A 12,658-nucleotide genomic window follows, 5' to 3' on the forward strand; every position below is an offset into this window, starting at 1 on the left:
CGGCCGCGAAAGTTCGTAAGCAGTTCAAAGACATGGTTGGCCTTCGGGGGAACATCGTTCTTGATGTCCATGCGCTGCACGATCGGGTCATCCGCCTGATCGGGGCTGCTGAAATCTGACGCCTCCAGCGTGACTTTGACGCGAACCCCATTCTCCCAACGATAGCCTTCCAGAATCCGGTTTGCGATGTGGCTGCGTTCCGAACCCCGGTGCATAAAATAGCGGGAGTGCTCATCCCACGCGGGCAGATTGAGATAGAGAAATGGATGCGCATCCATGCTCTTCACCGCCTTGAGTTCCGCTTCCCGCGCGGAGATTTCCTTGTTGAATGCATCGAGGGACATGATCTTCGTCTCGAGCCGTGCGTCTTCCACAGTGGCGGACCCTTTGACCGTCACGCCGGCGGGCAAATCGATAAGATGGCGTCCCACACAACGCGGGATTAGGTTGGTAGTCAGGGCATTCACTGTCTGTTGTTCCTGAGGCGTCAATGGAGGGGTCTTCCCACAAGCCGGTAGCGCAAGCGAAAAGATCACGATAAGTAGCGATGAGAAGCGTTTCATTTGCGATAGGCCATGGAAGTTTGTTTCACGGCATCCGTGATCTTGACGATCGACCATACGGTGAATAGCTGGAGTGGCAAGACCTTGTACGCGGCTTCGTGCTCGATCCCTCGGTAAGCCAGGCAGACCTTTGCTTTCTCCCGTGGCGCTGCGCCGGACCGGCGCGGGACGGTGCCGTCGCCATCTTCGTCCGCGCCGTTCAGGTCGAAGGCGACGCGCAATGGGTTTCCGGCACTGCGCGTGAGGATCGAGATGCTTCCCACGCCTGTGTCACCCGTAACCGTTCCCTCGGCAAGGTCGTCAATGGCGCGCGGCCCGAAGCGCGGCGCAGCATGCCGCCGCCGCCATGTGACCTCTCCCCAGGTCTTGTGTGCGGTATCGTCGCCGTAGAACGCATACGTATTCGGGTGATATCGGTTCGCGATGGCACGATGAAATGGGCGCACTAGCGTCTCAACGGTTTCCACGTACCGTTGCCAGTCCTCGTTTACTGTTTTTTTGTACGTATCGAGCGGATTGATAAGGTGTTCGTGGCATAGCGCCCACCACTTTCCCCGCACGGTGTAGATCTCGTTGTAGGGATCTGACTGCGGAAGCGAGACCATGCGGTTGCCATCACGGATCTTCAGCCAATGGCTGCCGTACTCGGGCGTGGGCAGCAATTGCAGGGGTCCGGGCGCTTGTGCAAAAACCGCCGTCACTTCTTCGGCATTACTACCCAGGACGCTTCCCGCCGCACCCTCCGTACCGGCTTTCACCCGCTTGTAGGCTGCCGCAGCGCCGGTCGCCGGCATGACCCCATTCACCACACCGAGGATGACTTCCTTGCCGCCCATCGACTCAGTGAAATACCTCCCGACAAGTCCGCCCATCGAATGCGTAACGAGGATGGCGCGGTCGCACATGAATCCCTGGCTTCGGTAGAAGGCCATGAACGCATTGACTCTGGCCGCCAGGCGCTTTGCCGAATCCTCGTTGGACTGCAGCCAGTTGTATCCCACGGCATGGACGGGATAGCGGTACTTGTAGGACAAGGCGGCTTCTTCGCGCGTGAGCGCGGCCACGCCGATCGCGCGGGCCTTCACGTCATCCAGCAGCGTCGAACGTATGCCGTTCTGCCATTGATGTGTATCGTTGAGCGCTCCCTCAAGCCAGGCGAGGAACTCTCCATAGCTCATGTATGCGACTTCGCCCCAGCCTCGCCGCTGCATTTCCTCTTTGGTCAGCGCGCTTCCGGTCGGAAGCTTCCCTTTGCGATACACGATCGTCTCATTCGGATTCAGGATCCTTTTGCGATCGGCCGCATCCTTGCTCGTCCAATGGAACACGGTACGTATGCTATCCAGCAGCCAAACAGCTTTACCTTCCCCATCTTTCTCAGCCAAATTCGACCCCATCACCCCCGGCACGAACACCACCGGGATGACCCGCCGCGAGACCAGGTAGCAAATCGCCTCGGTCTTTCCCTTCGACATGACGGATCGATACCGCACGGAGCCGTCTTCCTGAATCTCGGGCGGGATAATGCGTTGCGTGACTTCCATGACATCACCGTTGTTGTTTGACGTTGACCATCGCCGGCTTCTCAGAGAGCACCGGGTCTGGGCCGCAGGGTGCGGGACACGGCGTCCCATAGGGCCAGTGCCTGCGCCTCCGTCAGCGAGGCCTTCTTCAACGGTTCTTCCAGGCCCGTGGGGCCGCCGTTGCTCAGCTTGACGGCGACGAACGGTGTCTCCGGGCTGCCGGTCGTGGCGTTGCTCTCCAGCCGGAACGCCTGCCCCTGGACGTTCGTCACGATCATCGGCCCCGCAATAACCATCTCCTCGCCCCGGCCACCGGGCAGATCCACCGTGCCCCTGCGTAACGTCTTCCCGTCATCGAGCACGCGTTGCGCAGCGGCAATCGGGCCGCCCCGCCACAGCAAGGAGGTCTTCTCCTGAAGGCTGGAATGGGTGAATACGTTGAAGTAGACGTCGGGATAGGCCGGCAAATTGAAATCGACGTCGACCTGCTCGTCATCCTTCGACTTGCCCAGGAGAATCCCGCCGGGAACGCAGAGGCCGGGCTCTGTGGGTATCGCGCCATCCGGCCGGCCGCGGAAGCTGGTGAGCATTTCGAACACCTGTGTGGCGGCGCGAGGCACGTCGTTCTTGGTCTCCATTTTCCGCACGAGCGGATCCTTGGTCTGATCGGGCTTTGTGAAGTCCCAGGATTGAAGCTCGATCCTGATCAGCACACCGTTCTCCCACCGGTAGCCTTCCAGTATTCGATGTCCCGGATCGTTGCCGATCGAGCCACGATGCAGGAAGTAGCGTGAATGTTCATCCCACGCCGGCGCGTTCACGTACAGGAAGGGATGCGCATCGATGCTTCGCGTCTTGGTGAGTTCGGCCTCCCGGGCTGCCACCTCTTTCTGGAATTGGTCCAGCGACATGGCTACCGTCTCGACGAGGGCACCTTGCATCTTCACCATGCCGCCCAATTCGACTTGCGCCGGCATATCGATGAGGTAGCGCCCCACGCATTGCGGGACGAGTTGGGTGGTCAGTGCCTGGATGGCTTGTTGTTCTTGCGCGGTCATTTTCGGAGGGAAATCGCAGCCGGCAAGCGTCAGGCACAGGCCGGCGGTAAAGAATCTGCGGGTCAGGTTCATTTGCCGTACGCCATCGAGGTGAGCTTGACGGCATCGGTGATCTTCACGATCGACCAAAGCGTAAAGAGTTGGATGGGCAGCGCCTTGTAGGCACCTTCGTGATCGATGCCACGATAGGCCAGGCAGACCTTTGTCCTGCCTTTTGGCGCGGCACCCGAGCGGTGCGGGACTGTGCCGTCACCGCTGTCCGCTGCGGCTTGAAGCTGGAACACGGTCCGGACGGTGTTGTCACCGCGCCGGGTGTGAACGGCGATTTCGCCGGTGCCCTTGTTCGCCACCACCTTGCCATCCAATGGGTCATCGACAGGCAGGCCTCTTGCCGGCCCGAGGCCTGCCTGATGGCGTCGCTGCCATGTCACCTCGCCCCAGCTCTTGTGATTTGGATCGTCACCGAAGAAGGCATACGAATTTGGATGGTAGCGGCCGGCGATCTCCTGATGAAACGGTTTGACGACGGCCTTGACTCGGAACTCGTATAGCTTCCAATCGCGATCGAGGGTGACCTTCTTCTTGTCCGCCGGATTGATCAACTTGTCGTCGCATAGACACCACCACTTTCCGCGGTTGGTATAGATCTCGTCGTACGGATCCGATTCCGGCAAGCCAATCACCTTGTCCCCATCCCGAAACTTCAGCCAACGCATGCCGTACTCCGGCGTTGGCAGCAGTTGCAGCGGGCCCGGCGATTGCGCGAAGACCGCCGTCATTTCCTCCGCATCGCAGCCCAGTGCCCAGCCAGCCGGTTTTTCCGTTCCCGCCTTGACGCGCTTGTAGGCGGCCGGCGCGCCGGTGGCGGGCATGACGCCATGCACGACGCCCAGCACCCGGTCGCGCCCGCCCAGCACTTCGGTGTAGCAGCGTGACACCAGCCCGCCCATGGAATGCGTGACGAGAATCACCCGGTCGCACATGAATCCCTGCTTCCGGTAATAGGCCATGAATGCCTCGACGCGCGCCTTCAGGTGCTCCGCCGATGCGCGGTTCGACTGCAGCCAGTTGTAGCCCACGGCATGCACCGGGTATCGGTATTTGTAGGACAGCGCCACCTCCGCACGCGTCAGCGGCTGTACGCCCACGCGTTGCACGGTGTTGGGCTCCATCAGTTGCGAGCGCACGCCCGTCAGGAAGTCGTGGGTGTCGTTGAGGGCGTTCTCCAGCCAGGCCAGAAACCCGCCGTAGCTGATGTGGGCGATCTCTCCCCAACCACGGCGCCTCATCTCGTCTTCCGTCAGCGACGTCCCGGTAGGGAGCTTTCCGCCGCCATAGACGGAAGTCGTCAGTGGGTCCAGCATGATCTTGCGGAACTCGGCGCCTACGGGAATCCAGGTTGCCGCGTCGGCCATGCTGTCGAGCAGCCATACAGGCTCCTTCGTCAGTTCAATCTCGCCGTTGAACCGCCGTCTGGGTCGCAATCCAAGCAGATTCGACCCCATCACCCCCGGCACGAACACCACCGGAATCATCCGGCGTGACACCAGATAGCAGACCGCAACGCTGTCGTCCGGCGGGGTCATGACGGAGCGGTAACGGACCGAGCCGTCCGCCTGGATTTCGGGTGGAATGATGCGTTCTCTTGCTGCCAAGATGGGGTCCTCAGGATTTCAATGGGCAAAGCAGGTCGACGCTCTCGGCGAAGAGGCTCTTCTGCAGCGACGTCTTGCCTTCCGCATCGGCCGCGCCACGAATGCGGCTGCCGTCGTCGCGGAGCACGGCATACGACTCATGGCTGGCGGGCTCGTCGTCGAACGGCCAGCGGACCGTGAACGCTTCATCGAACTCCGTGTGCTTCCACGTATTCATCGCCTGAGAAAGCGACTGCTTTGTCGTCTGCTGATAGGAAGCCGATCGGATGATCCGGTCGCCGCGCGTGCCGTCCTCGATGCCCGTGAGCGACAGCCGCAGGAATGAACCGCCGCACTTCAGCAGCAGTTCCTTTTCGGCCTCGATGACCACCCTGCCGTTGGCGCTGCTGATGGTCACGTTGCGGTCGGCCAGCAGACGCATGTCGTCGCTCTGCGCCTGGATGTCGATGGGTCCCCGCGCGGCGAACAGCTTGATGCCGAGCTTTTGCGCGAAGATCGACACCAGCTCGCCGGCGGCGACGGTGAAGCGCTTCAGCGCGCTGAAGTCCGCGTGGCCACCCGATGTGCCGATCAAGTTCTGGCTCGCGCTCAGTTGCAGGTCGCCGCCAGACGCCAGCGCCATGCCGGCCGGGGCGCTGGCCAGCAGGCCGGCCTGCTTGAGGGTGTCCAGCGTGTTGTCGAGCAGCGCCTTCTGGCGGCCGTAGTCTGCCGCCACCGCCTGTGCCGCCTGCGCGGCGGAGGCCAGCGCTTCGGCCTGACTGAGCGCCTGCTGGAGCAAACCCCGGGCCGCGTCCATGCCGAGCTGTGGGCCCTTGGCGCTGGGCTGGTCGTCCGCCGACAGGAACAGGCCCTTGCCGCCCCGGATGGCGCCCCACCCGGACGTGCGCAGCTCGAAGCCCTCACCGCGCTTCTGCCGTTTGTCGTCGACCAGATAGCCAAGATTCAGCTGCGACTTGCGCGCAAAGTCGGTGGAGAGCTTGACGCCCTCCTGCCCCTCCCAGTCTTCGAAACGCAGCTTGTTATTGCTCTGGGTGCGGATCACGTTGCGAGACAGCCAGCGGTCCCGGTTGGTGATCAGGTCCTCGTGCTGGCTGTTGTGCTGCACGTGGGCGATGTATGGCTTGTTCGGATTGCCGTCGCGGAAGGCCACGTCCACATAGGTGCCATCGACGAGCGGAAAGTGGAAGCCGGTCTGCCTCGCCCCGGCGAACGGCTTGGCCAGCGCCAGCGGCACGCTTTCGCCGCCGTTCGGCCAGGTGTCGAAATCGAGGTCGAAGCGGACCGTGTAGTGCCCCTGCTGCGTCAGGTAGGCGTACTTGTACTGGCCCGGCGAGGTCACGCGGGCAGACAGCGTGCCCTGGATCCTCGGCCAGCGGTCTTCGGCCAGCGACAGCCGGAAGCGCCGGTCAGAGGGAATAGCCTTGAACGTGTTGCGATAGGCGGCATCGCGCGCGCCGGTGTGGATAACCTCGGTGATGACCTGCCCGTTCGGCGCCTCCGCCAGCGCCAGATCCATGCGGAGGATGCGCGCCGGGCGCAGGTCCAGCACGTTGCTCTCGCCCGAGAACACCAACTGGCCGGCCATCGCCGCTTCATGGCGTAGCTGCGCCTCCCACTTGCCGCCCTCGAAGTCCAGATGATGGGTGCCGAAGACATAGGACTGCCCGTAGGTCGTCGTCTCCTTGCGCGCGACGTTGGCCTCGCCGGTGAAGCGCTCCCACGCGCTGCCCGGGTGGTAATCGGCCACGCGAAATGACGCCGCCACGGTCGTCGCATGAGATTGCAGCGCCAGCACCGCCTCCACGCCCGCCTCCAGCCCGGCGGTTTCGCGGTACGGCACGCGCAGTTCCGGCTGGTAGAGGTAATGGTCGATGTCATCCCCGACCACCAGCATCTCGCCGAACTTGCCGGGCACGAAGTAGCTGTACAGCCCCTCCTGCTCCATCAGCAGCCGGATGTAGGCCCAGTCGGACATCTGGTACTGGAAGCGGAACGCGTGCTGCGGATACTTGCGGCGCAGCCGGAAGGCGAACTGATGGCCCTGCAGGTCGTGCCGGCGCAGGATGGCCTCGATGATCTGCGGCGCGGTCTGGTGCTGGTAGATGCGACTGGCCTGCGTAAGCTTCAGCCGTGCGGCGAGCGGTTCGACCACGGCCTCGTAGCTGAACAGGTCGCGGGAGCGCTGGAGCCGGCTGAGCCGGGTGATGCAGCCGGCGAACTGGCGCGGCGCGGCCCCGTCGATGGGGTCGCCATGGTCAATGCGGAAGGTGGCGGCCTTGCCGAGATAGTCGGCACGCTCGAGTTCGAGCGGGTGCGTGAACTGCACCGTGACGACGTAGGTCTCGCCAAGCCGTTCTTCGGCAGTGAATGACACCACCGACAGCGCGGCGGCATTGGCGGCGCCGGGCACGTCGAGGTAGTAGACCTGCCTCCTCTTCAGCCGGGCGTCGCCGTCGTCCGCCCAGTATTCCTTCCGCTGCGCTATTGCTTCCACTTCCTTCCCCATCGACTCGGATTTGCGGCAGAACCGTACTCCGTTTCGATGGCGCCGGAAGCGCCCAAAGCGCGCTGTTTGCGCTACGTCATGTGTGACTAATTGCTTGAATTTCCTAGGCTTTCTCGGAATTACCTGAGGTCAGGCCGGCGCCTTCCCAGGCGCCCGATCTATCGGCCTAGCTTGCAGCCACGGTCCAGGAAATCGCTGGCATGGCCGTTGTTGGCCGGCGCGAGAGCGACCGGCTCATCCACGACGACAAAGCCGCCGCCCGCGTAAGCGAGAAAGATGCCGCGGTCCTGCGTGTCGCCGGCGGTGCCCGCCGTTTCGCGATGCACCTCATCGAACGGATTGAAGGCCAGCACCGGCTGGTCCGCCGGCACGCGCTTCGCCCGGACGCGCTTCCCCGCGAACGTGAACTCCCCCCATGCCGGCGAAATGCCGCTCTGGTTCAGAAACTTCTGAGCGGCGCCGCTGATGCAATCCAGATGGATATGGAGCTGGTCCTGGCTGCGCGAGCCCCGGGAATTCACGGCGAGGCCGATCAGCGTATCGGGCAGGGGCTTGCCGACCGCCTTCGCCACGATCTGGCGTTCTTCCCACCCGAAGGCCCAGCCGTTGGCGCGCGTGCCCGTCCAGACGCGCGCGTGTTCCACACCGCTGACGGCATGATCGGGAATCACGAGGTAGTGCGAGGCGCCGACGTAGTCCTTGTAGAGCACGAGGCCCCGGTCGCGATCGACCACGGCGCAGTCGGCGTGGCGCGGCGCGCCGTCCGTGAGGCAGCGCGCCTGCACGTTGCGCCAGAGACCGTTGCGGGTGAAACCGCCGACGGCATTCGGCGGCCACACGATCTCCGCGCTGGCCACGGCCGAAACGCAGGCCGCAATGATCGCGACGAACAAACCTCGCATCGGAAAACTCCTGGGTATGGGTGAGATGCCTGGGGCGCGGGGCGCGCGCCTGACCCGGGAGAGTTACCAGAACTTGTGTGGCATTTCTACCATAGGGCCGGACTGGCTATCTGGATTGCACGCCGCCCTGGTCCACCGCCGCACTGGCCAGCAGCACGAGATCGGCGATGGCCTTGCCGCCTGCCGAGATATGCGTCCGCATGGCCTCGGCGGCGACGTCGGCATGGCCCGCCAGCACCGCCTCCACCACATGCCCGTGCTCGCGGTGGGAGCTGGGCACGCGGGCGTCGTTGATCAGCCCCTTCTTCTGCCAGTAGATCGCCAGCCGGCGGCGCAACTGCACGATCTGCTCGGACAGGAACGGATTGGCTGCCGCCTGGTACAGCACGTCGTGGAATTTGCGATTGGCCTCGATATAGCCGGCGGTATCCCCGCGCTCGACGTGCTCGGCTGCCGCTTCGTGCGCATTGGCCAGCACTTTCTTGCCGGCCGCCGTAATGCGCTGGGTTGCCAGCCGCGCCACCACGCCCTCCATCTCGGCCAGCGTCTCGAACATCGCCACCAGTTCGGCGGCGGTCGGCTGGTGCACGAACATGCCAGCGCGCGGCACGATGGTCACCAGCCCCTGAGCGGCCAGCATCAGCAGCGCCTCGCGCACCGGCGTGCGCGAGCTCTCGAACGCGTCGGCCAGCGCCTTCTCGTCGATCTGTGCCCCCGGGGGCAGCGCGCCGGTCTGAATGGCCGACACCACGTTTTCTCGAATGCGATCCTGGAGTGATTGCACGGGTATACCCTCTTTTGTTCCGGATAGAAAATATCTGTAGGCTTCGTGAATATATCAAGAAGACCGGGAGATATTTCGGAATGGATGATAACTCGCCTCTGCTCACTGTGGACGGCCCCATCGCCACCCTCGCGCTACGCCGCCCCGAGGTGGCAAACCGGCTCAATCCAGGTGATCTGCGCGCCATACGGCATCACATCGAGGCGGTCAACGAGATGGAGCGCGTGCTGGTGCTCCGCTTCGTCAGCGCCGGCAAGTATTTCTGCAGCGGCTACGACATCGGCTCGCTGGCCGGCAAGGCCGACGAAGGCGCGCTGAATTTCGGCGAAGTCATGGACGTCATCGAAGCCGCCCGCCCGGTCACCATCGCCGCCATCAACGGCGGCGTCTACGGCGGCGCCACCGATCTTTGCCTGGCGTGCGACTTCCGCATCGGCGTGCCCGGCTGCGACATGTTTATGCCGGCCGCCCGCCTGGGCCTGCATTTCTATCGCGGCGGCATGGCGCGCTACGTCTCGCGGCTCGGCCTGAACGCCGCCAAGCGCCTGTTTCTGACCACTGACCGGATCGACGCCGCCACCATGCTGGACATCGGCTTCCTCACCGAGATGGTCGAGCCGGAGGCGCTCCACGCGCGGGTGGACCAGTTGTCCACCCAGCTTGCCGGCATGGCGCCCATCGCCCTGCTCGGCATGAAGCAGCACCTCAACGCGCTGGCGCGCGGCACGCTCGATGCCGACGCGCTGGCGCGGGACATCCATCGCTCGGAGATCTCGGCAGATCTCCGGGAAGGCGCGGCGGCGTGGAAGGAAAAGCGCCAGCCGGTATTCAGCGGCAAGTAGCGATACAGCTACCCGGAGGAGACACACACCATGAAAAAGACCCCCGTATCCACGCAGTCACTGGCCGCCCTGGCCACGTTGGCCCTCGTCGCCACCGCGCTGCCTGCACAGGCTTCGCCGCAGACGGCGTACCCGACCAAACCCATCCGCCTCGTCATCGGCTTTCCCGCCGGCGGCGGCGCGGACAACACGGCACGGCTGTATGGCGATGCGCTGAGCCGCGAACTGGGCCAGCCCGTCATCGTTGACAACCGGCCCGGCGCGGGCACCACCATCGCCGCCGAGTTCGTCGCCAAGGCGCCGGCGGACGGCTACACGCTCTACATCGCCACGGCCAGCCTGATGGGCGGCGACAAGGTGCTCTACAAGAACATCAAGTACGAGCCGTCCGATTTCATCCCCATCACCCGGCTGGTGGCGGCGCCGATGATCCTGGCCGTCAACAAGGACATCGGCATCCGCAATGTGGCCGACCTCGTGGCGCAGGCCAAGGCGCACCCGGGCTCGCTGAACTATTCGTCCTCCGGCAACGGCGTCATCACCCATCTGGCCGGCGTCTACTTCACCAAGCTGGCCGGCGTGAAGATGACACACGTGCCGTATAAGGGCGGCGCGCCGTCCGCGCAGGCCGTGGCCGCCGGCGACGTGCAGCTCACCTTCGGCACGGCGCCGTCCGTCAAGCCGATGATCGACACCGGCAAGATCGTGCCGATTGCCGTGACGTCCGCCCAGCGCTCGCCGGCCAACCCCCAGTTGCCGACCATTGCCGAAGGCGGCGTGAAGGGCTACGACCTGTCCGCGTGGTACGGCCTGTTCGCGCCCGCCAAGACGCCGCCCGAGATCATCGACAAGCTCTACGCGGCCACCGCCAAGGTCATGGCCAACCCCGAACTGAAGAAGAAATTCCTGATGCAGGGCGACGAAGTGGCGGTCTCCGCCTCGGTGGCCGAATTCCAGGAATACGCGGCGCGCGAAGGCCGGATCGGCGTGGACCTGGCGGTCTCCAGCGGCGCGAAGATCGATTGAATGACATGGAGCATGCAATGACAAACCCGGCCAATCCCACCCCCACGCCTCCGGCGGGCCAGAGCCTGCTGCCGCTGGCGGGCCTCATGGTGGTGGATCTCACGCGGGTGCTGTCCGGCCCCTACTGCACGATGATGCTGGCCGACCTTGGCGCCCGCGTCATCAAGATCGAGCACCCCAACGGCGGCGACGACTCGCGCCAGGTCGGCCCGTTCGTGGATGGCGAGTCGGCCTACTTCGCCTCCATCAACCGGAACAAGGAATCGATCGCGCTGGATCTAAAGCAGGCCGACGACCGCAAGGTGCTCGAAAAGATGCTGGAGTCGGCCGACGTGCTGATCGAGAACTTCCGCGCGGGCGTGATGGAGAAGCTCGGCTACACCTGGGCGACGCTGCACGCGCGCTACCCGCGCCTGGTGTTCGCGTCGATTTCCGGCTTCGGGCAGACCGGCCCCTACCGGAACCGCCCCGCCTACGACATGGTGGTGCAGGCCATGGGCGGCCTGATGAGCGTGACTGGCGAGGCCGGCGGCAACCCGGCGCGCGTGGGCGTATCGATTGGCGATATCGGCGCGGGGCTGTACGCCACCATCGGCATCCAGTCCGCGCTGCTCAAGCGCGCGGCCACGGGGCTGGGCGAACGCGTGGACATCTCGATGCTCGACTGCCAGGTGGCGCTGCTGGAGAACCCGATCGCACGCTACTCGGCCACGGGCGGCGTGCCGAAGCCGCTGGGCACACGGCATCCGTCGATCACCCCGTTCGACATGTTCGCCACGCGCGACGGCTTCATCGTCATCGCCGTGGGCAACGATGCGCTGTTCACCACACTTTGCGCGGCGCTGGGGCGCGAGGAATGGGCGCGCGACCCGCGCTTTGCCACGGTGCCGGCCCGCAACGAGCACCACGCCATCCTGAAAGAGGCGCTCGAAGCCCGGCTGGCCGATGCCACCACCGCGGAGTGGGAAGCTGCGCTGGAAGCCGCCGGGGTGCCGCATGGTCCACTCAACGGCGTGCCGGAGCTGGTCGAGAACGCGCACGTGGCGGCGCGCGGCATGCTGCTGGACATCGGCATCGGCGATGGCAAGGCGCTGCGCGTGGCCGGCAACCCGATCAAGATCGGCACGGCGGACGCACTCTCTGGCGTGCGCAACCCGCCGGCGCTCGACCAGGACCGCGCCCGGCTGCTGGCCGAGTTCCGGGTGTAGGCCCCGCTAATCAGGGTTCGCGCGCGTAACTAACCGGCCTTGCCGTGACGGGCAAGGCTCGTAAATGACAGTTGCACAATCAAACAGAATGTCAGGTGCCTCGACGCTACAGTGGTCACTCCCATGCCTGTAGGCGTTTTAGGAGGTACACGAATGAAGCAACATCTGGCGAAATCCCTGTTGATGGCTGGTGCGATGATCGCGTCTTATCCGCTGCTGGCGCAGCAGACGCTGCCGGCCCAGCCGATGCAACCGGCGCAACAGGGTCAACCGCCGATGCAGTCGGCCGCGCCGTCCCCGGTGGGCGTGCAGCAAGGCGTGCCGCCTGCTGCACCCGACACCTATGCGCAAGGCTCCGGCCAGTCGGTCCAGTACGGCGTGCCGCCGTCGGCTGGCGCGCCCATCGCGGCAACCGTCGCCCCCGCCCCCACCATGAGTCCGGCGATGGACCCGAGCGCGGCAGCGAACACCACCTTGCCGCCCGACGCACTAGGCTCGCGGCTCGGCCAGCGCAGCAGTTTCCTCGACGGGGCCTGATCCAGCCCGTTCAGCCCGGCACGCCGAGGCACCGCGCTGGTGCCCCGGCGTGCC

Annotated in this window: 11 protein-coding genes; 4 read left to right on the top strand and 7 right to left on the bottom strand. The window is 64.7% G+C overall.

The window, feature by feature from the left end; translation table 11 throughout:
* From BM115_RS14895 to BM115_RS14925, 7 genes are all read right to left on the bottom strand, one after another.
* Nucleotides 1-467 (bottom strand): hypothetical protein (locus BM115_RS14895; RefSeq protein ID WP_369825673.1); only part of this gene is annotated, 467 nt, incomplete at its 3' end.
* Between the two features lie 92 nt (nt 468-559).
* A complete protein-coding gene (locus BM115_RS14900; protein WP_092295139.1) occupies nt 560-2,107 on the bottom strand; it encodes an esterase/lipase family protein in 1,548 nt (515 codons plus the stop codon).
* Nucleotides 2,108-2,148: 41 nt separating this feature from the next.
* Nucleotides 2,149-3,216 (bottom strand): T6SS immunity protein Tli4 family protein, encoded by a 1,068-nt coding sequence (locus BM115_RS14905; protein ID WP_092295141.1) that lies wholly within the window; start codon nt 3,214-3,216, stop codon nt 2,149-2,151.
* The gene (locus BM115_RS14910; protein WP_143093901.1) at nt 3,213-4,799 is read right to left on the bottom strand and encodes an esterase/lipase family protein; all 1,587 of its coding nucleotides are present in this window, start codon (nt 4,797-4,799) and stop codon (nt 3,213-3,215) included. Before BM115_RS14910 ends, BM115_RS14905 begins: the two co-directional genes overlap by 4 nt.
* Before the next feature lie 10 nt (nt 4,800-4,809).
* Entirely contained in the window at nt 4,810-7,284 is a 2,475-nt protein-coding gene (locus tag BM115_RS14915; protein WP_255370862.1) for a type VI secretion system Vgr family protein, read from the bottom strand.
* Nucleotides 7,285-7,463: 179 nt separating this feature from the next.
* Nucleotides 7,464-8,207 carry a CDP-diacylglycerol diphosphatase gene (locus BM115_RS14920; protein ID WP_092295147.1) on the bottom strand — a complete coding sequence of 248 codons (744 nt, stop codon included), beginning with the start codon at nt 8,205-8,207 and terminating at the stop codon, nt 7,464-7,466.
* Between the two features lie 106 nt (nt 8,208-8,313).
* The gene (locus BM115_RS14925; protein WP_092295149.1) at nt 8,314-8,991 is read right to left on the bottom strand and encodes a GntR family transcriptional regulator; all 678 of its coding nucleotides are present in this window, start codon (nt 8,989-8,991) and stop codon (nt 8,314-8,316) included.
* Between the two features lie 80 nt (nt 8,992-9,071).
* Between BM115_RS14925 and BM115_RS14930 the strand changes: the two genes are divergently transcribed.
* The 4 genes from BM115_RS14930 to BM115_RS14945 all read left to right on the top strand — a co-directional run bounded on the left by BM115_RS14930 (nt 9,072) and on the right by BM115_RS14945 (nt 12,604).
* On the top strand, nt 9,072-9,833 hold the full coding sequence (locus tag BM115_RS14930) for an enoyl-CoA hydratase/isomerase family protein (protein ID WP_092295151.1): 762 nt from the start codon (nt 9,072-9,074) through the stop codon (nt 9,831-9,833).
* Between the two features lie 30 nt (nt 9,834-9,863).
* Nucleotides 9,864-10,859: a tripartite tricarboxylate transporter substrate binding protein gene (locus BM115_RS14935; protein ID WP_092295153.1), complete on the top strand. Its 996-nt coding sequence runs from the start codon at nt 9,864-9,866 to the stop codon at nt 10,857-10,859.
* A 17-nt stretch (nt 10,860-10,876) separates the two neighbouring features.
* Nucleotides 10,877-12,067: a CaiB/BaiF CoA transferase family protein gene (locus tag BM115_RS14940; RefSeq protein ID WP_092295155.1), complete on the top strand. Its 1,191-nt coding sequence runs from the start codon at nt 10,877-10,879 to the stop codon at nt 12,065-12,067.
* A 153-nt stretch (nt 12,068-12,220) separates the two neighbouring features.
* Nucleotides 12,221-12,604 carry a hypothetical protein gene (locus tag BM115_RS14945; RefSeq protein ID WP_092295157.1) on the top strand — a complete coding sequence of 128 codons (384 nt, stop codon included), beginning with the start codon at nt 12,221-12,223 and terminating at the stop codon, nt 12,602-12,604.
* Nucleotides 12,605-12,658: the final 54 nt, after the last annotated feature.

This window comes from Cupriavidus sp. OV096, assembly GCF_900115455.1.
Lineage (GTDB): Bacteria > Pseudomonadota > Gammaproteobacteria > Burkholderiales > Burkholderiaceae > Cupriavidus.

Excerpts from the sequence above, each read along its gene's own strand:
- BM115_RS14900 (WP_092295139.1), bottom strand. The coding sequence starts at position 2,107 with ATGGAAGTCACGCAACGCATTATCCCGCCCGAGATTCAGGAAGACGGC.
- BM115_RS14905 (WP_092295141.1), bottom strand. The coding sequence starts at position 3,216 with ATGAACCTGACCCGCAGATTCTTTACCGCCGGCCTGTGCCTGACGCTT.
- BM115_RS14920 (WP_092295147.1), bottom strand. The coding sequence starts at position 8,207 with ATGCGAGGTTTGTTCGTCGCGATCATTGCGGCCTGCGTTTCGGCCGTG.
- BM115_RS14930 (WP_092295151.1), top strand. The coding sequence starts at position 9,072 with ATGGATGATAACTCGCCTCTGCTCACTGTGGACGGCCCCATCGCCACC.
- BM115_RS14935 (WP_092295153.1), top strand. The coding sequence starts at position 9,864 with ATGAAAAAGACCCCCGTATCCACGCAGTCACTGGCCGCCCTGGCCACG.
- BM115_RS14940 (WP_092295155.1), top strand. The coding sequence starts at position 10,877 with ATGACAAACCCGGCCAATCCCACCCCCACGCCTCCGGCGGGCCAGAGC.
- BM115_RS14945 (WP_092295157.1), top strand. The coding sequence starts at position 12,221 with ATGAAGCAACATCTGGCGAAATCCCTGTTGATGGCTGGTGCGATGATC.